At 63.8% G+C, this 24,886-nt stretch carries 19 protein-coding genes, 1 tRNA gene and 3 pseudogenes; 7 read left to right on the forward strand and 16 right to left on the reverse strand.

The genetic code is table 11. The features are described 5' to 3' along the window. Nucleotides 1-75: 75 nt before the first annotated feature. Both PVE73_RS24285 and katA read right to left on the reverse strand, forming a co-directional pair. Entirely contained in the window at nucleotides 76-1,359 is a 1,284-nt protein-coding gene (locus PVE73_RS24285) for an RsmB/NOP family class I SAM-dependent RNA methyltransferase (protein ID WP_277364703.1), read from the reverse strand. A gap of 116 nt (nucleotides 1,360-1,475) precedes the next feature. Continuing rightward, entirely contained in the window at nucleotides 1,476-2,981 is a 1,506-nt protein-coding gene (gene katA / locus PVE73_RS24290; RefSeq protein ID WP_277364704.1) for a catalase KatA, read from the reverse strand. A gap of 138 nt (nucleotides 2,982-3,119) precedes the next feature. Here katA and PVE73_RS24295 point away from each other — a divergent pair, with 138 nt between their 5' ends. Next, nucleotides 3,120-4,022, forward strand: a complete 903-nt coding sequence (locus tag PVE73_RS24295) for a hydrogen peroxide-inducible genes activator (protein ID WP_277364705.1) — start codon at nucleotides 3,120-3,122, stop codon at nucleotides 4,020-4,022. A 100-nt stretch (nucleotides 4,023-4,122) separates the two neighbouring features. Then, on the forward strand, nucleotides 4,123-4,827 hold the full coding sequence (locus tag PVE73_RS24300) for an MIP family channel protein (protein WP_277364706.1): 705 nt from the start codon (nucleotides 4,123-4,125) through the stop codon (nucleotides 4,825-4,827). A 63-nt stretch (nucleotides 4,828-4,890) separates the two neighbouring features. Here the strand turns inward: PVE73_RS24300 and guaB are convergent, their stop codons facing one another. Continuing rightward, a complete protein-coding gene (gene guaB / locus PVE73_RS24305; RefSeq protein ID WP_277364707.1) occupies nucleotides 4,891-6,393 on the reverse strand; it encodes an IMP dehydrogenase in 1,503 nt (500 codons plus the stop codon). 158 nt (nucleotides 6,394-6,551) lie between these two features. Continuing rightward, nucleotides 6,552-7,343 (reverse strand): DUF2243 domain-containing protein, encoded by a 792-nt coding sequence (locus tag PVE73_RS24310; RefSeq protein WP_277364708.1) that lies wholly within the window; start codon nucleotides 7,341-7,343, stop codon nucleotides 6,552-6,554. A 174-nt stretch (nucleotides 7,344-7,517) separates the two neighbouring features. Between PVE73_RS24310 and PVE73_RS24315 the strand changes: the two genes are divergently transcribed. Next, nucleotides 7,518-8,942, forward strand: a complete 1,425-nt coding sequence (locus PVE73_RS24315) for an MFS transporter (protein WP_277364709.1) — start codon at nucleotides 7,518-7,520, stop codon at nucleotides 8,940-8,942. 31 nt (nucleotides 8,943-8,973) lie between these two features. Here PVE73_RS24315 and PVE73_RS24320 read toward each other — a convergent pair whose 3' ends face one another. After that, a complete protein-coding gene (locus PVE73_RS24320) occupies nucleotides 8,974-9,657 on the reverse strand; it encodes an RlmE family RNA methyltransferase (RefSeq protein ID WP_277367564.1) in 684 nt (227 codons plus the stop codon). A gap of 32 nt (nucleotides 9,658-9,689) precedes the next feature. Then, the gene (locus tag PVE73_RS24325; RefSeq protein ID WP_277367565.1) at nucleotides 9,690-10,895 is read right to left on the reverse strand and encodes a Ppx/GppA phosphatase family protein; all 1,206 of its coding nucleotides are present in this window, start codon (nucleotides 10,893-10,895) and stop codon (nucleotides 9,690-9,692) included. Nucleotides 10,896-11,312: 417 nt separating this feature from the next. On the opposite strand from PVE73_RS24325, the gene PVE73_RS24330 reads away from it, so the two are divergent. From PVE73_RS24330 to PVE73_RS24345, 4 genes and pseudogenes are all read left to right on the forward strand, one after another. Beyond that, nucleotides 11,313-11,386, forward strand: a tRNA-Gln gene (locus PVE73_RS24330). A gap of 667 nt (nucleotides 11,387-12,053) precedes the next feature. Continuing rightward, the gene (locus PVE73_RS24335) at nucleotides 12,054-12,812 is read left to right on the forward strand and encodes an IS5 family transposase (protein ID WP_277364710.1); all 759 of its coding nucleotides are present in this window, start codon (nucleotides 12,054-12,056) and stop codon (nucleotides 12,810-12,812) included. A 7-nt stretch (nucleotides 12,813-12,819) separates the two neighbouring features. Continuing rightward, a pseudogene (locus PVE73_RS24340) lies at nucleotides 12,820-13,219 on the forward strand (tyrosine-type recombinase/integrase); the annotation flags it as partial. Between the two features lie 136 nt (nucleotides 13,220-13,355). After that, the gene (locus PVE73_RS24345; protein ID WP_277364711.1) at nucleotides 13,356-14,240 is read left to right on the forward strand and encodes a MurR/RpiR family transcriptional regulator; all 885 of its coding nucleotides are present in this window, start codon (nucleotides 13,356-13,358) and stop codon (nucleotides 14,238-14,240) included. On the opposite strand, the gene PVE73_RS24350 is transcribed toward PVE73_RS24345, so the two are convergent. The 10 genes and pseudogenes from PVE73_RS24350 to PVE73_RS24400 form a co-directional block, all read right to left on the reverse strand. Next, nucleotides 14,237-14,944, reverse strand: a complete 708-nt coding sequence (locus PVE73_RS24350; RefSeq protein ID WP_277364712.1) for an aspartate/glutamate racemase family protein — start codon at nucleotides 14,942-14,944, stop codon at nucleotides 14,237-14,239. The two genes, PVE73_RS24345 and PVE73_RS24350, sit on opposite strands and share 4 nt — an antisense overlap. 8 nt (nucleotides 14,945-14,952) lie before the next feature. Next, nucleotides 14,953-15,852, reverse strand: a complete 900-nt coding sequence (locus PVE73_RS24355) for an ABC transporter substrate-binding protein (RefSeq protein ID WP_277364713.1) — start codon at nucleotides 15,850-15,852, stop codon at nucleotides 14,953-14,955. Between the two features lie 3 nt (nucleotides 15,853-15,855). Continuing rightward, on the reverse strand, nucleotides 15,856-17,037 hold the full coding sequence (locus PVE73_RS24360; protein WP_277364714.1) for an ABC transporter ATP-binding protein: 1,182 nt from the start codon (nucleotides 17,035-17,037) through the stop codon (nucleotides 15,856-15,858). A 4-nt stretch (nucleotides 17,038-17,041) separates the two neighbouring features. Beyond that, nucleotides 17,042-17,878 (reverse strand): carbohydrate ABC transporter permease, encoded by an 837-nt coding sequence (locus PVE73_RS24365; RefSeq protein ID WP_277364715.1) that lies wholly within the window; start codon nucleotides 17,876-17,878, stop codon nucleotides 17,042-17,044. Further along, a complete protein-coding gene (locus tag PVE73_RS24370) occupies nucleotides 17,875-18,819 on the reverse strand; it encodes a sugar ABC transporter permease (RefSeq protein WP_277364716.1) in 945 nt (314 codons plus the stop codon). The genes PVE73_RS24365 and PVE73_RS24370 overlap by 4 nt, the downstream gene beginning before the upstream one ends. A 30-nt stretch (nucleotides 18,820-18,849) precedes the next feature. Then, nucleotides 18,850-20,082, reverse strand: a complete 1,233-nt coding sequence (locus PVE73_RS24375; RefSeq protein WP_277364717.1) for an extracellular solute-binding protein — start codon at nucleotides 20,080-20,082, stop codon at nucleotides 18,850-18,852. Nucleotides 20,083-20,125: 43 nt separating this feature from the next. Continuing rightward, nucleotides 20,126-21,544: a Xaa-Pro peptidase family protein gene (locus PVE73_RS24380; protein ID WP_277364718.1), complete on the reverse strand. Its 1,419-nt coding sequence runs from the start codon at nucleotides 21,542-21,544 to the stop codon at nucleotides 20,126-20,128. Nucleotides 21,545-22,649: 1,105 nt separating this feature from the next. Beyond that, nucleotides 22,650-23,297: pseudogene (locus PVE73_RS24385) on the reverse strand (transposase); the annotation flags it as partial. A gap of 41 nt (nucleotides 23,298-23,338) precedes the next feature. After that, nucleotides 23,339-24,247: pseudogene (locus PVE73_RS28275) on the reverse strand (tyrosine-type recombinase/integrase). Nucleotides 24,248-24,301: 54 nt separating this feature from the next. After that, on the reverse strand, nucleotides 24,302-24,793 hold the full coding sequence (locus PVE73_RS24400) for a DUF3363 domain-containing protein (RefSeq protein ID WP_277364719.1): 492 nt from the start codon (nucleotides 24,791-24,793) through the stop codon (nucleotides 24,302-24,304). Nucleotides 24,794-24,886: the final 93 nt, after the last annotated feature.

The following is a 24,886-nucleotide window of genomic DNA, read 5'->3' on the forward strand; positions in this document are numbered from 1 at the left end:
CATGAGCCGTGGGGCTCTTCAGACCGGCCAACGCAGGAGAAGCCTGCCCCCCGCGCTTTTGCAAATCGCCAAACCCTATCCCATTCGCTCAAAGCAGGCGAAGTAGAAACCGTCGGTGCCCGTCGTGGCAGGCGTGAGCGTGATGCCGCCATTCAGGCGCGGTTCTGCATCTACCGCAGGAAAGCGCTGCCGCCAGAGAGCGTCGAAATCCACGGAGCTGAATTGCGGGGACCGGGCGAGGAAGGCGGCGGCCTGCTCGGCGTTCTCCTCATGAAAGATCGAGCAGGTGATGTAGGCGAGCCGGCCGCCCGGCCTGACATAAAGGCTCGCCGCGTCGAGGATCGCCGTCTGCTCGGCCCGGCGAACTTCGAGCTGCTGCGGCGTCAGGCGCCATTTTGCGTCGGGGCGCCGGCGCCACGTGCCCGAGCCCGTGCAGGGCGCATCAACCACGACAAGGTCCATCTGGCCTTCCAAGCGGCCAAGTTGCTGCTCCTCCGCCACCACCTGCACATTGCGGCAACCCGCCCGCTTGAGCCGCTCGAAGATGGGGGCAAGGCGCTGCCTGTCCGTATCATAGGCGTGGACTTGGCCGCGATTGTCCATCATGGCGGAAAAAGCAAGCGTCTTGCCGCCCGCGCCGGCGCAGAAATCGAGCACCTGTTCGCCGGGCGCGGCGGACGCGAGTTCGGCGACGATCTGGGAGCCTTCGTCCTGCACCTCGAACCAGCCCTTGTGGAAGGCGGGCTCCGACTGCACGTTCGGATGGCGGCCATCGCCCGAGATCGGCGCGATGCGCAGGCCGCTGGGCGCAAGGGCGGTCGGCTCGGCACCCGCACGAGCGAGGCTTGCAAGCACCTTTTCGCGCGATGCCTTCAGCCGGTTGGCGCGCATGTCGAGCGGCGGGCGGGCGGCGAGCGCAGCACCCTCCTCTGCCCAGGCGTCGCCGAAGGCCGCCTGCATCAAAGGCTCGCACCATTCCGGCGCGTTGGCGCGCGCGGATGGGGGCAACCCTTGCGAGAGCCGCGCCTCGAGGATTGACAGATCCGCCTCGCCGAGCGCGGGCGGCGCGAAATGATCGTCGGCGATGGCGCGGTTGAGCGCTTCAGGGAGGGCGCCGTTCTCCATGAGGTAGCCGCCCAAGACCAGGGCGCGGGGCGTATCGGCATCGAAGATGAAGCTGGCGGCGCGGCGGCGACGCAGCCCGTCATAGACGAAATTGCCGATGGCCGCGCGGTCGCCGGCGCCGGCGAAACGGTGCGAAAGGCCCCAGTCCCGCATGGCATCCGCCGCGGGGCGATGGCGCGTTTCGATGTCCTGGAGAATCTCGATGGCTGCTGCGAGCCGCCCGCCGAGGCGCATGGTGAAGTCCTTCCGGTAAACCCGTCTGGGCTTCTTGCTAGGCGCTTGCGGTGCTGCACGCAAGCAAAACGGGCACGGATCGCTCCGCGCCCGCCTGCCGCCCCTTTTCCGGGCGCTTACTCGGCGGCGGCCTGCGGCGTCGCGCCCGTCACCGGGATCGCATTCGCCTCGTAGCCGTGCTGCTCCTTCAGCGCAGCGCGCACGCCGTTGCCGTAATCCGGGTGGATACGGTCGAAATGGACGAGCTGACGCTCGATGATCTCGCCAGGCACGCCGGCCATGGCGGCGGCGATGTTGTTGAAGAGCCGTGCCTTCTGCTCCGCATCGAACAGGTTGAAGAGGGCACGCGGCTGCGAATAGTCGTCATTGCCGATGCGATGATTGTAGCGGTCGGCATCACCGGAGATGCGGAGCGGCGGCTCCTTGGCCGAGGGCTGCTCCACGGCCGCGCCGGCAACGCTGTTCGGCTCGTAATAGGCGTCCACATGACCGGTCCGCTGGCCGAAGAAGTTCATCTGTCCGTCCTTATGGTAGTGGTGAACGGGACAGCGCGGCGCGTTGACAGGCAGCGCCTCGTAATGGGTGCCGAGGCGGTAGCGATGCGCATCCGCATAGGAGAAGACGCGGGCCTGCAGCATCTTGTCGGGCGAATAACCAATGCCGGGCACGATGTTGGACGGCGAGAAGGCCACCTGCTCGATCTCGGCGAAGTAGTTCTCGGGGTTGCGGTTCAGTTCCAGAACGCCGATGTCGACCGGCGGATAGTCGCCATGCGGCCAGACCTTGGTCAAGTCGAAGGGGTTGTAGGGCGTCTTCTCCGCATCGAGTTCGGGCATGATCTGCACCTGCACCTTCCACTTGGGGCCCTCGCCGCGCTCGATGGCGCCGAAAAGCGCCTCCTGATAGCTTTCACGGGTCTTGCCGACGACCTGCTCGGCCTCTTCGTTGGTGTGGAACTTGTGGCCCTGCATGGTCTTGAAATGGAACTTCACCCAGAAGCGCTCGCCGGCATCGTTCCAGAAGGAGTAGGTGTGGGAGCCATAGCCGTTCATGAACATGGGCGCCACCGGCAGGCCGCGGTCGGACATCAGGATGGTGACCTGGTGCAGCGATTCGGGGCTCAGCGACCAGAAATCCCACATCGCTGTGGGCGAGCGCAGATTGGTCTTGGGATGGCGCTTCTGCGTGTGGATGAAGTCCGGGAACTTGTAGGGATCACGCACGAAGAAGACCGGCGTGTTGTTGCCGACGAGGTCCCAGTTGCCCTCTTCCGTATAGAACTTGATGGCGAAGCCGCGCACATCGCGCTCGGCGTCCGCAGCGCCGAGCTCGCCCGCCACGGTGGAAAAGCGCAGGATGAGCGGCGTCTCCGCACCCGGCTGCAAGGCCTTGGCGCGTGTGTATTTGGAGATGTCGCCGGTGATCTTGAGCGTGCCGTAGGCGCCCCAGCCCTTGGCGTGGACCACCCGCTCGGGAATGCGCTCACGGTTCTGGTGCGCCAGCTTCTCGATGAGCTGGTAGTCCTGCAGCAGGACCGGGCCGCGCTCACCCGCCGTGAGCGAATTCTGGTTGTCGGGGATGGGTGCACCGGCGGTCGTCGTCAGTTTCGGTTTATCGACCATGTTGCTCTCCTTGCTTGCGCACGGGACTGCGACCTGTCCGCGCGGGCCGTCGGCTGGGTGATTGGAACAATTCCAAACTATCCGCGGTTCGTGATAAAGGCTAATTGCCTTTGCTAGTCGCGACGATAAATTCTTCTTATGACGCGCCTCACACTTCGCCAGATGCAGTATTTCCAGCGCTTGGCCGAACTCCTGCATTTCGGCCGGGCTGCGTCAGCGTGTGGCGTCACCCAGCCGGCACTCTCGGCACAAATCTCCGAAATGGAGGCGCAACTCGGCTTCCGGCTGTTCGAGCGTGGCGGCGGCACGGTGCGGCTGACGCAGGAGGCCCAGGAACTGCGCCCGCGGATCGAGCGCATCCTCGCCGAGGTGGAGGACCTGGAGCAGGTCGCAAGGCGCGACAGGAATGCTCTGGAGGACCGGTTCCGGCTCGGCGTCATCCCCACGGTGGCGCCATTCCTGCTGCCGCGCCTTCTGCCAAGGCTAAAACTGGACTTCCCGGCCCTGAGGCTGGAGATCCGCGAGGCCGTGACGGCCGCGCTGATCGAGGAGACGAACGGCGGACGGCTCGACGGGATGATCGCCGCCGCCCCGATCGACGCGCCGCAGCTCAAATGCGAGACGCTCTTCGACGATCCGTTCTACCTCGCCGTGCCTGAGGCGGATGCGCGGCGCATCGCGCCCCCGGTCACCCAGGAGAGCGTGGCGCTGGAGCGGCTGATGCTGCTGGAGGACGGCCACTGCATGCGCGCCCAGGCGCTCGCCGTCTGCGGCATGGTCAAGCCCGTCACCATGGCGAGCTTCGGAGCGACCAGCCTCATGACGCTCCTGCAACTGGTCGCGCATGGCTTCGGCGTAACGCTGATCCCCGAGATGGCGCGCGAATCGGCGGAGATGCAGCACGGGGTGCGCGTCCTTCCCTTCCGGGCGCCCGCGCCCTCGCGCACGATCTGCCTCGCCTGGCGCAAGACAAACCCGCGGGGCACAGACTTCTCTGCCCTAAGTAAAACCATCAAGGATCTATATCAAAAAAATCAGTAGAACCCGGCTTATCCCCCGGTCAAATTGCGGCGGATTCTTGCCTTCATCAATAAGTTGTAGGATGATTCTCCAGCATCGCAATTGTGGGGATGATTCGGCCATGAAAGCCTATATCGCGGAAGTATTCGGAACATTTTGTCTTGTGTTCATCGGTTGCGGGAGCGTCGTGCTCGGCGGCTTCGGCCCGCTCATCCCAACGGGGGGAGCGCTTGGCATCGCGCTCGCCTTCGGCGTCGCCGTGGTGGCGATGGCCTATGCCGTGGGGCCAGTCTCGGGCGCCCATCTCAACCCTGCCGTCACGCTGGGTGCCTTCCTTGCCGGGCGCCTGCCGGCCAAGGAGGTCGCACCCTACATGATCGCGCAGGTGGCGGGCGGCATCCTGGGCGCCCTGGTGCTGTGGATCATTGCCTCTGGCTCGACCGCCGGCGCGCCGTCCAGCCTGGGGGCAAACGGGTGGAGCACCTATTCCACGAGTGCTGCCTTCATCGGCGAGGTGGTGGCGACCTTCATCTTTGTGATGGTCATCCTGGGCGTCACCTCCGAGCGGCATAGCACGGTAGTCGCAGGCCTCGTCATCGGCTTGACGCTCACCGCCATCCACATCGTCTTTATCGCCGTCACCGGCACGTCAGTGAACCCCGCCCGCTCGATCGGCCCGGCGCTGTTCTCCGGCGGGGCGGCGATCTCGCAGCTCTGGCTCTTCATCGTCGCTCCGCTCATCGGCGGCGCGCTGGCGGGGCTGGTCTACAAATCGCGCGCACTCGAGAACACCGAGACCGACCTTCTGAAGAAGGCCCAAGCTTGAACAGAGATATTTCGCTGGATAGGAAAAGCGCCCGGCCTAGCTGGGCGCTTTTCCTTTGGGCGATCAGGACGCGCCGGGATAGTTGGGGCTTTCTCGCGTGATCGTGACATCGTGCGGGTGGCTTTCGCGCAGCCCGGCACTGGAGATCCGCACAAAGGCGGCCCTCTCCTGAAACTCCGACAGATTGCGCGCACCCACATAGCCCATAGCCGCCCTCAAGCCTCCGGTGAGCTGGTGCAGGACGCCTGCGGCCGGCCCTTTGTAGGGCACCTGGCCTTCGATGCCCTCGGGCACGAGCTTCAGCGTATCGCGCACCTCCGCCTGGAAATAGCGATCCGCGGAGCCGCGCGCCATCGCGCCAACCGAGCCCATGCCGCGATAGGCCTTGAAGGAGCGGCCCTGATAGAGGAATACCTCGCCGGGGCTTTCATCGGTGCCGGCGAGCAGCGAGCCTATCATGGCGGCGGTGGCGCCGGCGGCGAGCGCCTTGGCGAGGTCGCCGGAATATTTGATGCCGCCGTCGGCGATCACCGAGACGCCCGCCTTCTGCGCCGCCTCGACTGCGGACATGATCGCGGAGAGCTGCGGCATGCCGACGCCCGCCACCACGCGGGTGGTGCAAATGGAGCCTGGGCCAATGCCCACCTTCACCGCATCCGCACCGGCGTCGATCAGCGCCTTGGTGCCGTCGCTCGTCGCCACATTGCCGGCGACGATGCGCACGGCATTGGACAGCGTCTTGGCGCGGGCAACCGCATCGAGCACGCGCTGGGAATGGCCGTGGGCGGTGTCGATCACCAGAAGGTCAACGCCGGCATCGATCAGCCGCTCGGCCCGCTCGAATCCGTCCTCGCCGACGCTGGTCGCCGCAGCAACGCGCAGGCGGCCCTGCGCATCCTTGCAGGCATGGGGATTGAGTTGCGACTTCTCGATGTCCTTGACGGTGATCAGGCCCACGCAGTTGCCCGCGTCATCCACCACGAGCAGCTTCTCGATGCGGTGCTGGTGGAGAATACGCTTCGCCTCGTCCTGGCTGACGCCCTCCCTGACCGTGATCAGCCGATCATCCGTCATCAACTCACGCACCGGCTGCGCCGGATCAGAGGCGAAACGCACGTCGCGGTTGGTGAGGATGCCGACGAGCTTGCCGACCGTGTGGCCGCCAATACCGCCGTTCTCCACGACCGGAATGCCGGAGATGCGATGCGCGCTCATCAGCGCGTGGGCGTCGGCGAGTGTGGCGTTCGGGCCGATCGTGACCGGGTTGACCACCATGCCCGACTCGAACTTCTTGACTTGCCGCACCTCCTCAGCCTGTTCGGAAGGAGACAGGTTGCGATGGATGACGCCGATGCCGCCGGCCTGCGCCACGGCGATCGCCAACCGCGCCTCGGTGACCGTGTCCATGGCGGCGGAAAGGATGGGGATGTTGAGCTCGATATCGCCCGCGATCCGCGTGCTCACATCGGTCTGGCCGGGCATGACCTCCGAATGGCCGGGCTGCAGGAGCACGTCGTCGAAGGTGAGCGCTTCCGCGCCGGTGGGGGTCTCGATGATCTTCGCCATGGCCGATCCTTTGGAATAGAAATGCCCGGCCCTCCCTCCCGGCTGGAGGACGGTCCCGGATGTGATTCCCTTTCAGGATTGGCGGTGGCTGGTACCACGTCTGGCCGAGGTTGAAAAGATGGCAGGTCGAAGCGAGATGCAAGGCTTTGTCGATCGAGCTATCGCCGGACCCAGTTGAGGCAACCGGCCACCACCGGAGAGCCGCTCACGAGAAGCGCGCCGTTCCGGTAAAGATCGAGCAGGCGGGCTTGTTCCGGCAAGACGATAGCCCAAACCTGGTCGGAAGGATCGGTCCAGACCAGGCGCCCCTCCACCCTGGCCACCGCAGACAGTGCATCGGCAGGAGAGAGCCCTGGCCGGAAGACGACCAGGAGCTCTGCATCGCGGGGCGGCGGCAAGGCCGCGCCGCCGCCCATGACAAGGGCGAGCAGGGTCAACGCAGCCGGCCCCGCGCGCACGCCGTCGCCGGAGCCACCGCGCGACCGCAGAAACAATCCCGCGGCCACAAAGGCTACGCCGAACAGCAAGAACCAAGACAGGTCCCAAAAGAGCGGAATCCCGGAATCCATCCGGATACGATGGATTCCCAGAAGCCAGTGCGAGACCACGCCGTCGAGCATGTGCCAGGCACCAAAGCCGATCAGCGCATCGGCGATGATCAGCCTGTCCGCGTTCGGGCGGGCGAAGACACCGCGCGACCACCAGAGGAGAAAGAGCCCGGCCAGAGCCATCAGATACATCATCAGATGGAAAAGGCCGTCGGAAAGGATCTGGAAACGGAGATCGCCAAAGCGCCCGCCCTGAAGCCCTGAGAGCAAGTGGTGCCACTGCAGGACTTGATGAAGCAGAATGCCATCGAAGAAGCCACCGATTGCAAAACCAAGCAGGTAGCCCGCCCAGTGATATTCGGCGGGGAATCCGATCGATCCCTTTTCTGACTGGCTGCTCAATCCCGCTCCTCCTCCGTCATTGCCGAACAAGGACCGCTTCCCTAGGTTCCATCTTCATCGCGGGAGGGCGAGCTTCACTGCCAGCCCTCTGCACAACGGGCGCCGAAAGTGATAAGTCCACCATACCAATCCGGCATGCGGCGCCCGTGCCGCTCTACCGCTACAGAGTCCGCCTTGAACCGTACCCTGCCGCTCGTCCTCGCCGTCGCTCTTTTCATGGAGCACATGGATTCCACCGTGATCGCCACCTCGCTGCCGGCGATCGCGGAGGACATCGGCACCAGTCCCGTGACCCTGAAACTGGCGCTCACCACTTACCTGGTGGCGCTTGCCGTCTTCATTCCCGTGAGCGGTTGGATGGCGGACCGGTTCGGCGCCAAACGCCTTTTCCGCATCGCCATCGGCGTGTTCGTGCTCGGTTCGGTGGCCTGCGCCGCCTCGGACTCGCTCCTGGCGTTCGTGCTGGCCCGCTTCCTGCAGGGGATGGGCGGCGCAATGATGACGCCGGTCGCCCGCCTGGTGCTTGTACGGGCAACCCCGAAGAACCAGCTCATTTCCGCCATGGCGTGGCTGACCGTGCCGGCTCTCGTCGGCCCGGTCGCCGGACCGCCCCTCGGCGGCTTCATCACCACCTATTTCTCCTGGCACTGGATCTTCCTGATCAACCTGCCCATCGGGCTTGCCGGTATCCTGCTATCCGGCCGCGTTCTGCCCGAGATCGAACCGGAGCCGGGCACGAAGCTCGACCTCAAGGGCTTCGTGCTTTCGGGACTGGCGGCCTCCGGCCTCGTCTTCGGCCTCTCGGTCATCAGCCTTCCCGCGCTGCCGCCCTCGGTCGGCGTTGCCACCGCTGTTTTCGGCGTGCTGATTGGATGGCTCTATGTGCGCCATGCACGCGCCGCCGCGGCCCCGGTGCTCGATCTGCGGCTTTTCTCCAACCAGGCCTTTCGCGCCGCGATCATCGGCGGCTCGCTGTTCCGTATCGGCGTGGGCGCGGTGCCGTTTCTGCTGCCGCTGATGCTTCAACTCCGCTTCGGGATGACGCCTTTCCAATCGGGCCTGCTCACTTTCGCCTCGGCGCTCGGAGCGATCGCCATGAAGTTCGCCGCCAGCACCGCCCTGCGCGCTGTGGGCTTCCGCTACACGCTTATCTGTGCGGCCGTCCTGGGCAGCATGCTGATCGCGGCCAACGCGTTCTTCACGCCGGCCACGCCGCACGGAACCATCTTTGTCGTGCTGGTGGCGGCGGGGTTCTTCCGCTCGCTCTTCTTCACCTCGAACAACGCGCTCGTCTTCGCGGAGATCGGCAACCGCGAAGCGGCGCAGGCGACAGCCATCTCCGCCGCCGGTCAGCAGATCAGCATCGCGATGGGGGTGGCGGTCGGCGGCGGCATTCTGGAGGCGGCGGGCTATATCACGGGGACCGTCCTCGGCCCCGGCGCCTTCGTCAGCGCCTTCCTGATTGTGGCCTTCGTCTCCGCGCTCGCCATCGTGCCTTTCCTGAGGCTGCCCGCCGACACCGGCAGCGCGGTGTCCGGCCACCGACAGAAGCGCGCGGAGGAACAGGAGCAGGCGATGGCGGCGGAACGCAGCACCTGAACGCCATTACGGGTGAGCAGGAAGACGGCGCTCAAGCGCCGGAACCACCATCCCACTCATCGCGGCCCTTGAAGCCCTTTGCGAGGAGATAGAGCTCCACGGATTCGTCGCGCGAGGCGGGCGGCTTGACGTGATGGATGGAGCGGAAGTTCCGCTTGAGCCGCGTCAGCAGCTCGGCCTCCGTGCCGCCTTGGAAGGTCTTTGCCAGGAAATGCCCACCCGGTTTCAACACCGAGATTGCGAAATCGGCCGCCGTCTCGCAGAGCTGCATGGTGCGCAGATGGTCCGTGCGGCGATGGCCGGTGGTCGGCGCGGCCATGTCGGACAGCACCACATCGGGTGGCCCGCCCAGCACTTCCAGCAGGCGGCCGGGCGCGGCATTGTCCAGGAAATCCATCTGAAGGACGGCGGCACCGGGCACCGGGTCCATTTCCAGATAGTCGATGCCGACCACGCTCGGATGCCCGGGGTCGGACTTCACGCGCTCCGCGGCCACCTGGCACCAGCCGCCGGGTGCCGCCCCAAGATCGATCACCTTCATGCCCGGAGCGAGGATGCGGCGGCGGTCGTCGATCTCGATCAGCTTGTAGGCGGCACGCGAACGCATGCCTTCGGCGGTGGCACGGCGGACATAGGGATCGTTGAGATGGCGCTCGAGCCAGCGGCGGGAGGAGTTCTTGAGCCCGCTCTTCTTCTTCACCCGCGTCTTCAGCATGCGCGGGCTGCCGCCGGTCTTCTTCTCCCTTGTCACGCCGGGCAGGCTCCGCTTCTCCTGCGCCGCCAGACCCCGTCGCGCGCCATCATCTCGTTGAGCATGCCTTCGCGCAGGCCGCGGTCGGCGACGCGCAGGCGCTCTGCCGGCCAGTGGCGGCGGATGGCTTCCAGGATGGCGCAGCCTGCGAGAACGAGGTCGGCCCGCTCCGAGCCGATGCAGGGATTGGCCTTGCGCTCGTCGAAGCTCCAGCCGAGGATCATATCCATGATGCGATCCACGCTCTCGCGATCCATCCACAGGCCGTCGACGCGCCGGCGGTCGTAACGCTTGAGCCCGAGATGCACGCCCGCAAGCGTGGTCACCGTACCTGACGTGCCGAGGAGATGGAACCGGCCGGTGCCGGCCACATGGGCAAGCAGCCCGCCACCGTCGAAGCGGGCGAGCATCTCTCCAACGTGGACCACCATCGCCTCGAAGCTTTCCGGTGTGACATGGCGGCCGCCGAAACGCTCGGCAAGCGAGACGACGCCCGTAGGAAGCGAGGTCCAGGAAACGATGTGATCGGCGAGCTTGGGCGTGCGATGGCGGGAAAGATCGATGAGCGCGATCTCGGAAGAGCCGCCGCCGATATCGAAGAGCACGACGCCATCGGTCTCGCGCGAGACGAGCGAGCCGCAGCCGGAGACGGCGAGACGCGCCTCCGTCTGCCGGTCGATGATCTCAAGCTCCAGTCCCGTTTCCCGTCGCACCCGTTCGAGGAAGTGGGCGCCATTTTCGGCGGCGCGGCAGGCCTCGGTGGCAATCATGCGTGCGCCCGCGAGCCTCCGGCCATCGAGCTTCTGCGCGCAGACGGCAAGCGCTTCGACGGCGCGCTCCATGGCAGCCTCGCTCAGGCGTCCGCTGGTCGCCAGCCCCTCGCCCAGCCGCACGATGCGGGAGAACGCGTCGACGACGCGGAAACGGCCGGGCCGGCCGGGCGCGGCCACCAGTAGCCGGCAATTGTTGGTGCCGAGATCAAGCGCGGCGTAGAACGACTCCGATTCGTGGGCGCGGGCGATCCTTGCCGCATAGGCTCTGCCGCGGCGCAAAAGGAGTTCGGTCGACAAAGGCGGCGGGGTGAGGGAAACCGGCCCTGGCGGCAGATCCTTCCGCACGGGGCGCGGCTCGGAATCACGCACGAACACGCCGCGCCGGCGTCTTCTTCTGCGCCTGCGCTTCGGCGGAGCAGCATCGGCCATATCCGCTGCGGGAGCGAAACCCGGCTCCCGCCCGGTGCCCACGCCGCCTTCGGCCGACGCGTGATCGCGAAGGAACTCCGCGACCGGTGGCGCGTCACCTTCTCCGTGGTCGTCCACCGTCTATCCTTCCGCGCCGCGCAGCACCCGAAGGCGCGCATCAGGCGCTTGATCCGTCATGTTGAGAACAGATTAGCAGCCAAGGGCAAAACCACCAAGAGCAGACGGCATGAAATCTTCCGTAAGGATAGCATTCGGCGCGAACGGCCGCGCGCGCGCCGCGCGATACCGGTATTTACGCGCGGCCTGTTCCGAAGCGGCAAAAAGCATCTGGGGTTTGAAACCGGCGCCGGGGTTGACTATTAAGGAGGCATGGTTAAATAGCGGTGACGCGCACCGCCTGCCGGCCCGTGACCATGCTGGGGAATAGGTTAACGGTAGACCAGCGGACTCTGACTCCGTTAGTCCTGGTTCGAATCCAGGTTCCCCAGCCAATTCCCTTTTGCCAAAAACAATCATTTTAGCCTAAAGCCAAAATCGCAACCGGAACACTTTTTCGGTGCACGGAACCGGCACATTGCGACTCACCGGGATAATTGCCGCCGGTTGAGGGAGCGCGATGGCAGCCTATAGCGATGATTTCACAAAGATAGCTCATTGCGGAGGGCAGGCGACGTTTGCTGTCCGATGTGATCAAGAAGGCCGAATAAGCATCGCTGCCGGTTCGAGGACCAAGAAGCCCGACACCGATGGCTATGATAACCATCAATAGCAAAGTCTGGCGAGTGTGAGAACAGGCTCGATTTTTACTATGCTTCGGTGTCTCAAGAGACCCGCTTCAACTGCCAAAATGCGGCGAGTTCAATGACATTTCGGGGACTATACGGCTATTGCGTGTCACGCGCTATCGAAACAACATGGCTAGCCTCAACGAGACATTCGCGCAGTTGCGGAGAGGATTGGTTGATAGAACCATCTCGCCAGAAGTCGTAGTAAGCTGAGCGGTTTCAGCTTTCGATGCTTCGTGTCGAGATATGGTCATCAGCTTAAGACGCGCATACCCATGAAGCCGGCCAGACCTAAAAGGCTAGGAAGGGGACCTATAGATTTGCTTGAAATTATTAGGTTCTTCGTCTGCGATTTGAGGATCGGAGGCGAAGAATGGCAAAGCAGTCCTTGTTTTGGCTGTCGGATGAGGCATGGGCTGCGCTTGAGCCTCATCTGCCACACGGACAGCCCGGCAAGCCTCGTGTCGATGACCGCAGGGTCATATCCGGCATTCTCCATGTGCTGAAGGTTGGGTGCCGCTGGCGGACGTTCCCCCTGAGTACGGCCCCGCAAAGACCATCTATAACCGCTACCACCGCTGGTCCCAGCGCCGCATCTGGCATCGCATCTTCGAGAAGATGGCGGCAGTTGGCCCTGTGCCGGAAGAGCTTTCCATCGACAGTACCCACGTCAAGGCGCACCGCTCCGCCCAAGGCTCAAAAGGGGGCGTGGGCGCAAGCGATTGGCACGTCGCGTGGCGGAAGAACAAGCAAAATCCATTGTCTGGCCGATGATCGCGGCCGACCGGTCGCCTTTGCCCTGACACCTGGCAACATCGCCGACATCAGGATGGCGATCCCGCTGCTGGAAATAGCGCGCCCGACCAAACGGCTGATCGCCGACAAGGCCTATGACGCCGACAGTTTGCGACAGTGGCTTTCAGGAGCGAAGATCAAGGCCGTCATCCCATCCTCGGCAGCGCGAAGAACGCCCTATCCCCTAGACCGCAAGGCTTACAGACGGCGAAACGTCATCGAGCGCCTCTTTTGCAAGCTCAAGAACTGGCGGCGCATTGCAACCAGATACGACCGCCTCGCAGCCAACTACCTATCCGCCCTCGCTCTCGTCGCGGCAATCAGCACCTGGATATGAATGAGCCCCCATCCTAGGCCTTCCGGTCGTGAATATCTGGAGAAGGAACGACCGCACAGAACCGGAACGTACGTCTTTCCCGGCCAGGGCATCGACAACGCAGTCGGCAACTTCCCGCAGAGTTGGAAAAAACTGTTCAGGACACGCAGCTCTGGGACGTGACGCCTCACGTACTGCGGTACAGCTTCGCGAGCATAGCCAACGATCTGGGGTTCACCGAAATCACGATCGCCGCGCTGATTGGACATGCGAAGGGGTCTGTGACCAGCAAGTATGTCCACATGCTCGACTCCACGCTGATCATGGTCGCGGACACCGTGTCCGGCTACGTGAAGGCCTTGCTTGAAGGGGCCGAGTTCAGGCGCAACACCTACACGCTGGATCGACAGACGCGACGCGATGCGATTGAACAATCGGTGATAAAAAATCATCACATAAGCGCTCGTGGTGGTGACGGGCGCCCGTTCGATGTGATCCCTTACGTGAGGGTTAGATTCGCTCGCACAATTATAAGGCTATACGGGCCACAGGGAAACGCTGGATATGAATGCCTCTCCCTCATCCGCGCGATCACTAGAATCGCGCATCTATGCAGTTTACGCGCAATTGGCACCGTCAGAGCGACGGCTAGCCGACGTGATGTTGCAGCACCAGATGGATTTGGCACTTTATACGGCAAGCGAATTGGCACGCGAGGCCGGTGTCTCCACGGCGACGGCGGCACGCCTGATCAGGACGCTGGGCTATCCTTCTTATCCAGAGGCCAAACGCCAGATCCGCGAGGCCAGCCATTGGGGCTCGCCGCAGGGCGGCGCGATCGACAAACCGCAGGATCCGGTAACAACGCCGACACTCGCTTCCGTCGTCCAGACCAATATCGACAACATCCGGGCGACCGCCGATGGCATCCCGCCGCAGACGCTGGCGGCGATCGTCGATGCCTGCGTTGCGGCCGACCGCATCTTCCTGGTCGGCCTGCGCAACGGCTTCGGCCTTGCGCACTATGCCGCGCATTTTTTCGGCCTGATTAAGGATGATGTCCGGGTATTGCCGGCGACCGGCACCTCCATGGCGCACGAATTGTCGGCCATCGGCAAAGGCGATCACGTCATCTGTTTCGCGTTCCGGCGCAGGCCGCGCAAATTGCCTCTGTTGCTGACGGAGATCCGGGCCGCGGGGGCTATCGCCACGCTCATCACCGACATCAGCGCTTCCGAGAGCGCGAGGGCGGCGGACCATGTGGTGCGATGCCGCTGCCACTCGCTGGCTCCCTTCAATTCCTTCACCGCGGCGGCGACCATCATCGACTATCTTTCATGGAATGCCGCCGCACGGCTTGGGGAAACGAGCATGGAACGCTTCCGCCGCATTGACCGCATGGTCGAACTGATGGACGACGTCGCCACGCCGAAGCGCGACAAGAGTTAGCCCAAGAGATTTGCCCGTGAGGGATAGGCCCAGCCGCCGCGCTTTGACGGCGAAAGGCCGGATCTGGCCAGCATTTCCGCCATTCGGACGGCGGCATCCACGCCGTCGATTACCGGAACGCCGAGCCGAGCCTGCAGTTCTGCGGAGAAATCCGCCATGCCGGCACAGCCCAGAACCGCGGCTTCTGCGCCGTTTTCCAACGCCCGCACAATAAGCGTCGAAAGTTTCTCCCAAGCACCGCTTTCAGGACGGTGCAGCTCCAGCACCGGGATATCGCTCGCCAATACCTGAGGGCAGCGACGCTCGAAGCCACAACGCAGGATGTTCATCCTGAGCGTCGGGACGGAGCGGGAAAGCGTCGTTACGACACAGAATTCCTGCGCAACGAGGCTCGCCATGTGCAGCGCCGCTTCGCCGACGCCAACCACCGGACGGCGCGACAAGGCGCGCGCGGCATCAAGGCCGGTATCATCGAAGCAGGCGATGACATGTGCCATCGCACCATCCTCTTCGGCTTGCCGGATCGCTTTCAAGAGGCCGGGCACGCAGAGGGCTCCGTCGAACGGCCCTTCGATCGCCTCTGGACCATGCAGTGACCGGCGCACCAGCAATTCCGTGTCGGGCGATGCGGACCGCGTGGCCGCCGCGCCTATCTCGCCGGTCATCGCGACGGAGGTGTTGGGATTGACGATGGAGATTTTCATAGCCGGGCCTATTGCCAGCCGCTGGTCGGAACGGGATCGATCAGCCGGTCATAGGGAATGGGAGCGGTCACGAGGTGCCCGTCGGCGATGCCTCGCTGCCAGCGCGTATAGGCTTCCGGATCGATACGGGGCGTCGTCCACATGCCGTGGGCGACATAGGTGCGCACGGCGGCGATCGATATTTCAATCGGAAGGCCGGGAAAGGTGGCGGCAAGGAAATCCGCATAGTCTTCGGGGTCCCTTCCCCGGACCCATTGCATCGCGCGATTCAGCGCGGCCGCGAAGCGTGACTGAACCTTCCGACGGTCCGGATCGCTTTCGCCTTCGGCATAGTAGACGCTCCACGGCACATTGCCACCGGTGACGGGAAGTGCCTGGACGACCTGCCCCCTGCCATCGGCTTCCATGCGCAGGGCGTTCGGATAGTCGATGACGAGATAGTCACCCATGCCGCCCGAAAAGAGTTCCGATAGCATGGCGCCGTCGAGGTCTTGGATGTAACGGGCAGCCTGGGGATCCACACCCTGCTCGCGCAGGCAGAGCTTGAAGAACAGGCCGACGCTGGCGCCGTTGCTGCCCTTCATCAGAACTACCTTGCCGGGCAATGTGTCCCAGCGGAAAGCCACTGGGTCCTCGCGCCCGACGATTGCCAGCGGGGCGCGCGCGGCGACTTGCGCAAAGGGGGTGAAGCGCGTGCTTCGGCCGAGATACATGGACGGCACCCAGATACCACCCAGGGCGGCCTGCGCTGTCCCTTCCCGCAGCGCGGTGAGCACCAGGTCCCAAGGCCTGGGCACATCGGCCGTTACCTTGAGACCCTCCTCTTCAAAATAGCCCTGCCACACGGCCACATATTCCGGCAGGTAGTTCAGGCTGTGGCCCGTCGCGGAGATGTGAAAGCTGATCATCTCTCAAGCTCCGGCGGCGAGCGCGGCGGGCCGGGGCTCCGGCAAGGCTTGCTCGGTCTCGGCCGAATACCAGATCGCCGCATCCGCATCATATCCGAGCGAGACCCTGGCGCCCGACGCGACGCGCGGATTGCCGGCCATGCGGACGAAAACAAGGTCCTGGCGCACGAGGTCGCCAGCGGTCCGCCCGTGCTGCGATACGATGCCACAGCCAAGCACAACCTCGGCGCCAAGCCTTTCGACGACGACAACTTCCGCCGGGATGCCCGGCTGCCCCTCCGGCTGCAGCTTCAGCCGTTCCGGGCGCAGGCCGAGGATCAACCTCTCCTTAGCCGGAACCGGACCGGGATGCTGCCAGCTGGCACCCTCTTCGAGCGTCAGCTGCGAGCCGGAGTGCCGGACGTTAAGCAGGTTCATCGGCGGCGCGCCGACGAAGCGGGCCACGAAGGTGTTTTCGGGCCGCTCATAGATCTCGTCGGGTGTTCCGATCTGCTGGATCTCGCCCCTGTTCATGACGATGATCTTGGTGGCCATCGTCATGGCCTCGACCTGATCATGCGTCACATAGATGAAGGTCTTGCGGACGCGCTGATGCAACGTGGAGATTTCCGAGCGCATCTGCGTCCGCAGCTTGGCATCGAGATTGGAGAGCGGCTCGTCCAACAGGTAGAGCGAGGGATTGCGGACCAGCGAGCGCCCAAGCGCCACGCGCTGCCGCTGGCCGCCCGAAAGGCTGGCGGGGCGCCGATCCATCAGGGGCGTGAGCTCCAGCTGCTCGGCGATCTCATTCACGCGCGAGGCGATGTCGGGGCGACGCATCAGCTTCCAGCGGACGATGCTGCTCACGATCGGTATATGATGCCATTTGCGGAATGCATCCATCAGCAGAGGGAAGGCGATATTCTCGCGCACCGTCATGTGCGGGTAAAGCGCATAGGACTGGAACACGAAGGCGACGCCGCGCCGGCTGGGCGACCAGTCGTTGACTTCCTGTCCGTCGAAAGTCACCGCGCCGCTGCTGATCTCCGTCAGGCCGGCGATCATGCGCAGCAAGGTCGACTTGCCGCAGCCGGACGGACCGAGCAGGACGAGGAACTCGCCGTCGGCGATGGAGGCGTCGAAGCGCGGGATGACCGTGGTGTCGCCGAAACGCTTGCTCACGCTCTTGAGTTCGATATCGGGCATGGGTTTATCCCTTGACTGCGCCGGCCGTGATGCCGGCGACGATCTTGCGTTGGATCAGCAGGAAGAAGGCCACCGCCGGCAGGCTGAAGATCAGCGCCGCGCCCATGACAGCGGAAAGCGGGGTCTCGTACTGACCGATGAAGGAGGCGAGACCGACGCTCGCGGGCCACAATTCCCGGTCCATCAGGAATGTCGCCGCGAAAAGGTACTCGTTCCAGCCGGCGAAGAAGGAGATGACGGCAGCCGCGGCCAGCGACGGAGCGATGATCGGAAGCACGATCATGGTCAGTACGCTGATGCGCGGGCAATTGTCGATGACGGCGGATTCTTCTATCTCGTAGGGCACCGCGTCAATCGCGCCCTTGATGATGAAGGCGGCCACGGGCAGCGAGAAGCCAACATTTGCAAGCACCAGTCCGAACAGGCTGTTGAGCAGTCCGAACGTAATGAACATCGCATAGAGCGGCACCAGGATGAGCGCCTCGGGCACGACCTGTGTCATGAACATCAGGAAGCCCAATATGCCCTTGCCATGAAAGCGGAAGCGGCTCAGTGCATAGCCGGCCAGCGCACCAAGCATCAGGCTGAGGGTCGTGGTGCCGACCGCGACAATGCCGGTGTTCACCAGCCAGCGCAGCAGCGGCAGTTTGCCGAGGCCAGCGATCATCCCCGGCAGGTTGCCAATCTGCGGCCACGGTACCTGTCCGGTATTGTAGAGTTCCGAGTTGAGCGACAACGCTGTTGTGGCCATCCAGTAGATCGGAAAGCCGCCAAACACCACCAGCGCCAGTATCAGCAGAAGACGCAGGAGATGCGTCACAACTTTCGGGAACGGTGTCATCTTGAGTTTTGCCTCTGACGACGGACGTTGAACAGGGCGTGGATCGCGGCGACCATGAGAGCAAGCATCAGGCCAACGACGCCGTAGGCGCTGGACATGCCGAGATCGTGGTTCTCGAACGCCACCTGCCGCAGTTTGACGATGAGCGTGCTCGTGCTGCCGACAGGGCCGCCGCCGGTGAGCAAGTAGATGATATCGAACCGGCGGATCGACCAGACCATCACGAGCAGCGAAACAAGCTGTAGTGTTGGCAGGATGTGCGGCAGGGTGACGGCGCGAAAAACACTGAGCTTGTCCGCACCATCGACAACGGCGGCTTCCTTGACCTCTTCGGGAACGGACTGCAGCGCGGCCAGCATCACCAGCATGACGAAGGGAGCTACCTGCCAAACCGTTACCAACAAGATGGAGGGCAGCGCCATCTCGGTGCTGGTGAGCCAGGAGACGCGCTCCAGGCCGAGGCTCGTCACAATCGTATTGAGGACGCCGGAGCGTTCGTTGAAGATCCAGAGCCAGACGAGCGCGGCCGCCACGCTCGGCACTGCCCAGCCGAACAGGAGTATGCTACGCACCAAGGTACGGCCGCGGAACGGCCGGTTGAGGGCGAGCGCCGCGACGAGCCCCACCGCAACGCCGAGCACCACCGCCATGATGGAATAGGTCAGGGTGATCTTCAGAACGGTGTAAAATTCTGGATTGCCGAAGAGCCGCTCATAGTTGCCGGTGCCGATGAATGTGCTGCGATTGGGGTTCGCCAGCCGCGTCCGTGTCAGGCTGAGATAAACCTGCCGGGCGAGCGGCCAGAACATGAACACCAGCAGGTAGGCGGCGGGCGGTATGACGAAGGCATATGGCAGCAGACGCGCGAGCTTGCTGGATCTGGCCTTCTTGCCTGTCGCTGCAACGGTTGGAAACCGTTGCAGCAGCGCTTGATCGAACATCGGTAGTCCCCTGGCGAGAGCGAACGCTCCTCAGAACATCCCGTCCACGCGTTCCTGCGCCTTGGCAAGTGCGGCGGCGGGATCGATTCCGCTGATGAGCACTTCCTCGACAGCTTCCATGACCGGCCTCATGATTTGGGTTGTTTCCATCTCATAGCCCGGGATGAGCACCGACCGGCTCTCGGTCGCGACATCCGCGAAGATCTTGCCCCACGGATTTGCCTTCACGAAGTCAGGGTCGAGCGGCACGTCGGTCGCCAGCATGTCCGGCCCGGATGCCTTGCGCAACTGCGCCTGCCCCTCTGGACTGACCAGCCACTTCAAGAAGGCGATCGCCTCGTCCGGATGTTCGCTGTTGGCGTTGACCGCGGCGTAGATCTGTTGATGCGCGCCAGGATTTGGGAACGGAAGGGGTGCGGCGTAGATGTCGGATCCCTTGAGGGCGCCGCCGGACGCGATGTTCAGCGTACCGCCGGAATTATCGATGCTGTAGCCAACCTGCCCTTCCTTGAAACGTGTACGCTGGGTGGGCATGTCGTCGCCGGTCGGGATGATCTCGGCATCGTACACTTTCTTGAATGCGGTGACGGCGGCGACCGCCTCAGGCGTGTTGATGGTAAGCTCGCCAGCGGAATCGACCCAGTTGACGCCGTAGCCGTAGGCCCAGCTCTGGAAATCCATGTAGAAGCCGGAGAAGTCGCTGATCTGGTGGCGCGAGGTGAAGCCGATGGCGCCCGGAGACTTTTCCTGCACAGCCTTGGCGCTGGCGATCAGCTCGTCGACAGATGCGGGAACCTTGGCACCGGCAGCTTCGGTGATCTTGCCGTTGTAGATGAGCGCATAGGCGGCACGCTGCCACGGCACGCCAAGCGTTTGGCCACCGACGATGCCATTGTCCTTGGTCACGTTCATCGTCACGCCTTCGGTCGCGGTGCTGACATCCACCAGCCGGCCGGCATCGGCCAGCGCATAGAACACGCCTTCCTGTATGATGGCGACGTCCGGGCCCGCGCCCGCTCCGATCTCGGTCATCAGGCGGTCGCCATAATCCTTCGAAGGAATACCAAGCGCCTTCAACTCCACATTGGGAGCCTGCTTTTCATAAGCCTTCACCGCGTTCCACAAGGCCTCGCCGCGCAGAGCGTCCAACCATTGCGAATTGGAGATGACCAGTGTCACCTTGTCTTGCGCATGGGCCGAAATCGTGGCGGCGCAGGCGAGCGCTACGGCGACGAAGCCGGGCAAAATCGAAATCCGTTTCATATCTGTTCACCTCTGTTGTTTGACCAATACTTTCTTCTTGTTTTCAAGCCTTGACCCGATACGGCTCCAAGGGAGTGTTGCAGCTCAAGTTCTCGCAGCCGTTGTCGGTCACGAGATAGCAGTTGCCGACATTGCAGCCGGCCACCATCGGCTCCAGCCACTGCGAGTGCAGAACAAAGGTCATGCCCTCCTCAAGTCGGTCGTGGTTGTTGGAGGCGATGTTGTAGGGAATGAACTTCGCCATCGATACTGAATGCCCGACATTCGGGTTATGCGGCCCTTTGGCGGCGGGATAGACGTGCATCAGCTTCCGGCCCTGCCGCTCCCAGTCCTCGTCGGGGACATGGCGTCGCTGGAGGAGGCGTGGAGAGCCGTCCTCATTCGCCTCCCAATTGTAGGGCATCGTGCGGCTATCGGCGGACGACAGGTAGCCGCGGCGGATGTAGGGCTCAAAGGAAGCGTTTGCGACATTCGAGACGAACTCGCCCGGGCGGACGAGCGCCGCGGCAGCCTCTACACCCTCCACACACATCTGAAGGACTTCTTCCTGGGTATCGGTGATGTCCCCGACCGCGATCATCCGCGCAATCTGCGCCGAGTAGCCGTGGTAGCTGACACTCGAAATGTAGAGGTTGATCAGGTCGCCCGCCCGCACGACATGGCCGTAAGGCTTGCCGCAATGCGTGCCGTAGCGGTTGATGCCGATCTGGTAGCCGTCGCCCCACTCGCCGCCGCGCGACATCTGGGCGTAGGTGAAGGCCGCATAGATCTCGTGATCGGTGACGCCAGGACGGGTCACGTGATAGGCGGCCTGGATGCCGATGTCGGCCAGCTGCGCCGCCGCGCGCACGATCGCCTGCTCGCGCTTGGTCCGCCGGCGCTGCATGCGCTCGATGATGCCGGCATCCGCCACAAAGCGGCTGCGGCCAAGGCGGGTCTTCAACCCATCCCAGTAAGGCGCGGATGTCGCATCGCCGAAGAGCCCGATCTGGCTGCTTGCCATGCCGTTGCGCTCGAGATGCGCCGCGACTGCCTCCACCACGCGGTCCACGCCGCGCCCCGGCCGATTGTATGTCTCGCGGCCCCAGGTGCCGACCTGCCATATTTCGTCCACCAGCACCGGCTCGCCCGCCGGCGGCAACAAGACCGAACTGCTGAAGAAGGAGAAAAGGGCGAGCGACTTGTCGTCGTCGGTCGGAATGACCAGCACGCCTTCCCGCATCCAGTCGCATATATAGCGCAGGTAAGAGTTGGAGACGCGATAGGAACCAATGGAATCGGCGTGAACAAGTATGAGGTCGTGCCCGGCGACGGTCGCTTCACGGCGGATGCGGCGCAGCCTTTCGGTGAACTCGTCCTCCGGCAGCGGATTGACCGGCTCGAACTCGAAGCTCGGTCGGAAGCCGTCGAGCAAAGCCTCTGGAGAGGAGTTGAGATCCAGGCTGTTGGATTTCGTCAGCATCATTAGCTCCGATTTTGCGCAATTAAGGCGACAATCCACCGTCTCTGCAATAAAAATTTCACTCATGGGCAGGACGAGGCAATCGACATGAAAATTTATAAGGGGGACTGCTACTTTTCTCTACATGTGCAAAGCACCATGGATTGGCAATATGGATATGCAAAGCTTGCTCTTTTTCTGATTCCCGATCTGCTTTCCAGTTGTAGGAAAAATGAGGAACCATATGAAACTTTTTTTTCAAGACATTCGCTTGATTCTGCCATAGCCTGGGGAAACGCCTCCAAAAGCAGATGGAGCATGACGGACGAGTTCTTGTGATGACACAATCTCTGCAAACGCGACTGGGCTTGGCGAGTGCCACGCGCGACGACCGGTTTTCTCGCAACAGACTGCATCGCGACTTCAGCAAGTGTGTTCGCGAAGGGTAGAGGGCGGCATGGAGTTTCAGACCGCGATCACGTCGTAAATCAAAATCGCGAATTTCGGAGATCCGCCACCAGCGAAGCCAGAGAATGGCGGCGGCAATGCTGACCTGTCTTGCCCGTATCTTCGGATGGGTGGTTCAGCCTATGGTTGAGCTGGCGAAGGCCCAGCAACATGTTGTCCAGCCGGATGACCGCTCAACCTCTCGCAATGGACCGGTAACCTTGCGATGGCTCAGTCGGCCACCTCTTCCAATCGGTCGCTGCTGCACGCCACGCAAGTGGCGGGCTGTCAAGGTAGATCAACCGTCTCCACCGCGGTTCGACTTGCCGGGGGGCTGACGACCGTGCCCCGCTCAGCCGAATGGCCGCTTGCCAATCTAAGATGCCGAAAGCGGCCAGTCTGCATCCGTGAAGAGTTTCGGGCGCCGGCAGGCGTACGAAAGTCCCCGAGGAAGGAACCCGCGGGCCACCGTCGACGGCTATGGAGATTTCGATCTGCGGCTGATGTCGGGGATGGCGTAGCCGCCAGCGGCAAGCACCGGTATGAATGCGGACAGGCCGCTTCGTTGCGCCTCCGCGCGATGGTGTCGGCCCGGTGCTGCTCCGGACACCCCCCTGTCGGCGCGGCGACGCTCAGCAGTTCGCGCGCCAGCGCGAGGCTGGCCTTGCGGGGCGGAGCCGGCGAGCAGGCCGTAGTGCCGGATGCGATGGAAGCCGTGCGGCAGGACATGCAGCAGGAAGCGGCGGATGAACTCGTCGGTGGCGAGCGTCATCACTTGCCGCCGGTCGGCGCCGTCGCGGCGGTAGTCCTTGTAGCGGAAGGTGACGCCGCTCGCGTCGAAGGCGATCAGGCGGCTGCTCGAGATCGCGACCCGATGTGTGTAGCGCGACAGATAAGCCAGCACCGCTTCCGGCCCGGCAAACGGTGCCTTGGCGTAGACCACCCAGCGCTTCTTCCTGACGGGCGGCAGGTGGCGCAGGAATGCCCGGCGTTCGGCCAGATGCGCCATTGATCCGAAGAAGGCGAGCCGCCCCGCATCGTGCAGCGCGAGCAGCCGGGTGAGGAACAGGCGGCGGAACAGCTTGCCGAGCACGCGCACCGGAAGCAGGAAAGCCGGCCGCGAAGATATCCAGCGGCTTCCGTCGGGGGTGATGCCGCCGCCCGGCACGATCATGTGCACGTGCGGATGGTGCGTCATCGCCGAGCCCCAGGTGTGAAGCACGGCGGTGATACCAAACCTGGCTCCGAGGTGCCTGGGATCGGCGGCGATCGTCAGCATCGTCTGCGACGCCGCCTTGAACAGCAGGTCGTAGACGAGCGCCTTGTGTGGAAGGCAATGTCGGCGACCTCGATCGAGGCGCGCACGGCTCAGCCGTCGGGCGAGTTCTCTCCCGGCTTGAACAGGCCGAGCTTGTCGAACTGGCTCGTTACCGTGCGCACCGTCCGGGTCGCGACCTTGGCGTAGAAGGCGGTGCTGTTCAGCTTGGCGTGCCCGAGCAGGACCTGGATGATCCGGATATCGGTGCCGTCCTCCAGCAGGTGGGTCGCGAAGCTGTGGCGCAGCGTGTGCGGCCCGACCCGTTTGGCGATGTCGGCGGCCTGCGCCGCCTCGACGACGATCCGATGGAGCTGCCGCGTGCTGATCGGCTTCATCGGATGCTGACCAGGGAACAGCCAGCCGTCGCGGTGCATCACGCCTTGCTGACCGTCCGACCTTCCACCACTCACGCAGAAGCGTCAGCAGGTCCGGCGACAGCATGGCGTTGCGATAGCGCCCGCCCTTGCCGCGCTCGACCCTGAGCAGCATGCGCTCGCTGTCAACGTCGGCGACCTTCAGCGTCGACACCTCGGCGACGCGTAACCCCGCGCCATAGGCGACCGACAGCGCCGCCTGGTGCTTCAAGCAGGTGGTGGCGTTGAGGAGGCGGACGACCTCGTCGCGGCTCAAGACCACGGGCAGCTTGCGCGGGTGCGCGAGCCGGACCAGCCTGCGCGCCAGATCGGGACGATCGACCGTATGCGTGAAGAAGAAGCGCAGCACCGACACGATGCTGTTCATGGTCGGAACGGGAACGCCGTCTTCCTGCTGCTCGATCTGGAACCGGCGCAGGTCGTCGGCAGTCGCCGTATCCGGTGGGCGCCCAAGGAATGTCGCCAGGCGTCCGATATCGCGGAGATAGTTGCGCTGCGTCTCCTCTGAGAAACGCCGCATGTTCATGTCGTCGATCAGCCGCTGGCGCAGCGGCTGACAGGGGCATCAAGAACGGGATGGGGCATGGTCGGGCTCCTTGTTGAAGAAGCCTGTCATGCTCTGCCCCCGCCGCACGACGCTCAATGCAAGCGCGACGACCGGCCTGTGCTCTCTACCTCCAACCGCAGGCGCCCTCCCGCGCAGGCTCCTCGGGTATAGGCCGATTTGGAATCTACAGACCAAGCCCGCGCTTTCTGCCGAAGCTCCACTCGATCCCACCCCCGTCGCACATGACACCCGATATGCCGCCCGATGCGGTTCAGCACAGGCTGCCAGGGCACGAGCTGGAACCCGAGACCGTTGTCGAGCATAGCAAAGCGACCGGAGGCGAGGTTGGCAGCGCCGGCGAGCCGGCCGCTGACATACTCGCCCGGTTTGGCTTCGATGAAGGTGAGGCCCCGCTCGGCCGCCATCGCACGACCCACGCGCACGGTCTCGGTCCGCTCCAGGCGCTGGAGAATGTCGCGCGGCGCGCGCACAGAGCCGTCGGGCAGCCGGGTGGCGTAGCTCATGTCCGCGAGGCTCTGTCCGCGCCGGTCGATCGCCTCCTTGACCTTGCGGCCGAATCCCACCTCCGGCAGCGTGTTCGTGCCGGAGACGTAGTATGGTGACTGTCTTCCAGAGAAAGCGGTGACAGTCTGGACACTGTGGAAACCCGCATCCTG

This window comes from Chelativorans sp. AA-79 (genome assembly GCF_029457495.1).
In the GTDB taxonomy this organism is placed as follows: domain Bacteria; phylum Pseudomonadota; class Alphaproteobacteria; order Rhizobiales; family Rhizobiaceae; genus Chelativorans.

Bases quoted from the DNA above. Each gene is read 5' to 3' on its own strand.
- PVE73_RS24295 (WP_277364705.1), top strand. From the start codon at position 3,120: ATGACGCGCCTCACACTTCGCCAGATGCAGTATTTCCAGCGCTTGGCC.
- PVE73_RS24370 (WP_277364716.1), bottom strand. From the start codon at position 18,819: ATGTTCGATCAAGCGCTGCTGCAACGGTTTCCAACCGTTGCAGCGACA.
- PVE73_RS24285 (WP_277364703.1), bottom strand. From the start codon at position 1,359: ATGCGCCTCGGCGGGCGGCTCGCAGCAGCCATCGAGATTCTCCAGGAC.
- PVE73_RS24350 (WP_277364712.1), bottom strand. From the start codon at position 14,944: ATGAAAATCTCCATCGTCAATCCCAACACCTCCGTCGCGATGACCGGC.
- PVE73_RS24365 (WP_277364715.1), bottom strand. From the start codon at position 17,878: ATGACACCGTTCCCGAAAGTTGTGACGCATCTCCTGCGTCTTCTGCTG.
- PVE73_RS24325 (WP_277367565.1), bottom strand. From the start codon at position 10,895: ATGGCCGATGCTGCTCCGCCGAAGCGCAGGCGCAGAAGAAGACGCCGG.
- PVE73_RS24345 (WP_277364711.1), top strand. From the start codon at position 13,356: ATGAATGCCTCTCCCTCATCCGCGCGATCACTAGAATCGCGCATCTAT.
- katA (WP_277364704.1), bottom strand. From the start codon at position 2,981: ATGGTCGATAAACCGAAACTGACGACGACCGCCGGTGCACCCATCCCC.
- PVE73_RS24335 (WP_277364710.1), top strand. From the start codon at position 12,054: ATGGCAAAGCAGTCCTTGTTTTGGCTGTCGGATGAGGCATGGGCTGCG.
- PVE73_RS24355 (WP_277364713.1), bottom strand. From the start codon at position 15,852: ATGATCAGCTTTCACATCTCCGCGACGGGCCACAGCCTGAACTACCTG.
- guaB (WP_277364707.1), bottom strand. From the start codon at position 6,393: ATGGCGAAGATCATCGAGACCCCCACCGGCGCGGAAGCGCTCACCTTC.
- PVE73_RS24375 (WP_277364717.1), bottom strand. From the start codon at position 20,082: ATGAAACGGATTTCGATTTTGCCCGGCTTCGTCGCCGTAGCGCTCGCC.
- PVE73_RS24360 (WP_277364714.1), bottom strand. From the start codon at position 17,037: ATGCCCGATATCGAACTCAAGAGCGTGAGCAAGCGTTTCGGCGACACC.
- PVE73_RS24380 (WP_277364718.1), bottom strand. From the start codon at position 21,544: ATGCTGACGAAATCCAACAGCCTGGATCTCAACTCCTCTCCAGAGGCT.
- PVE73_RS24300 (WP_277364706.1), top strand. From the start codon at position 4,123: ATGAAAGCCTATATCGCGGAAGTATTCGGAACATTTTGTCTTGTGTTC.
- PVE73_RS24320 (WP_277367564.1), bottom strand. From the start codon at position 9,657: ATGCTGAAGACGCGGGTGAAGAAGAAGAGCGGGCTCAAGAACTCCTCC.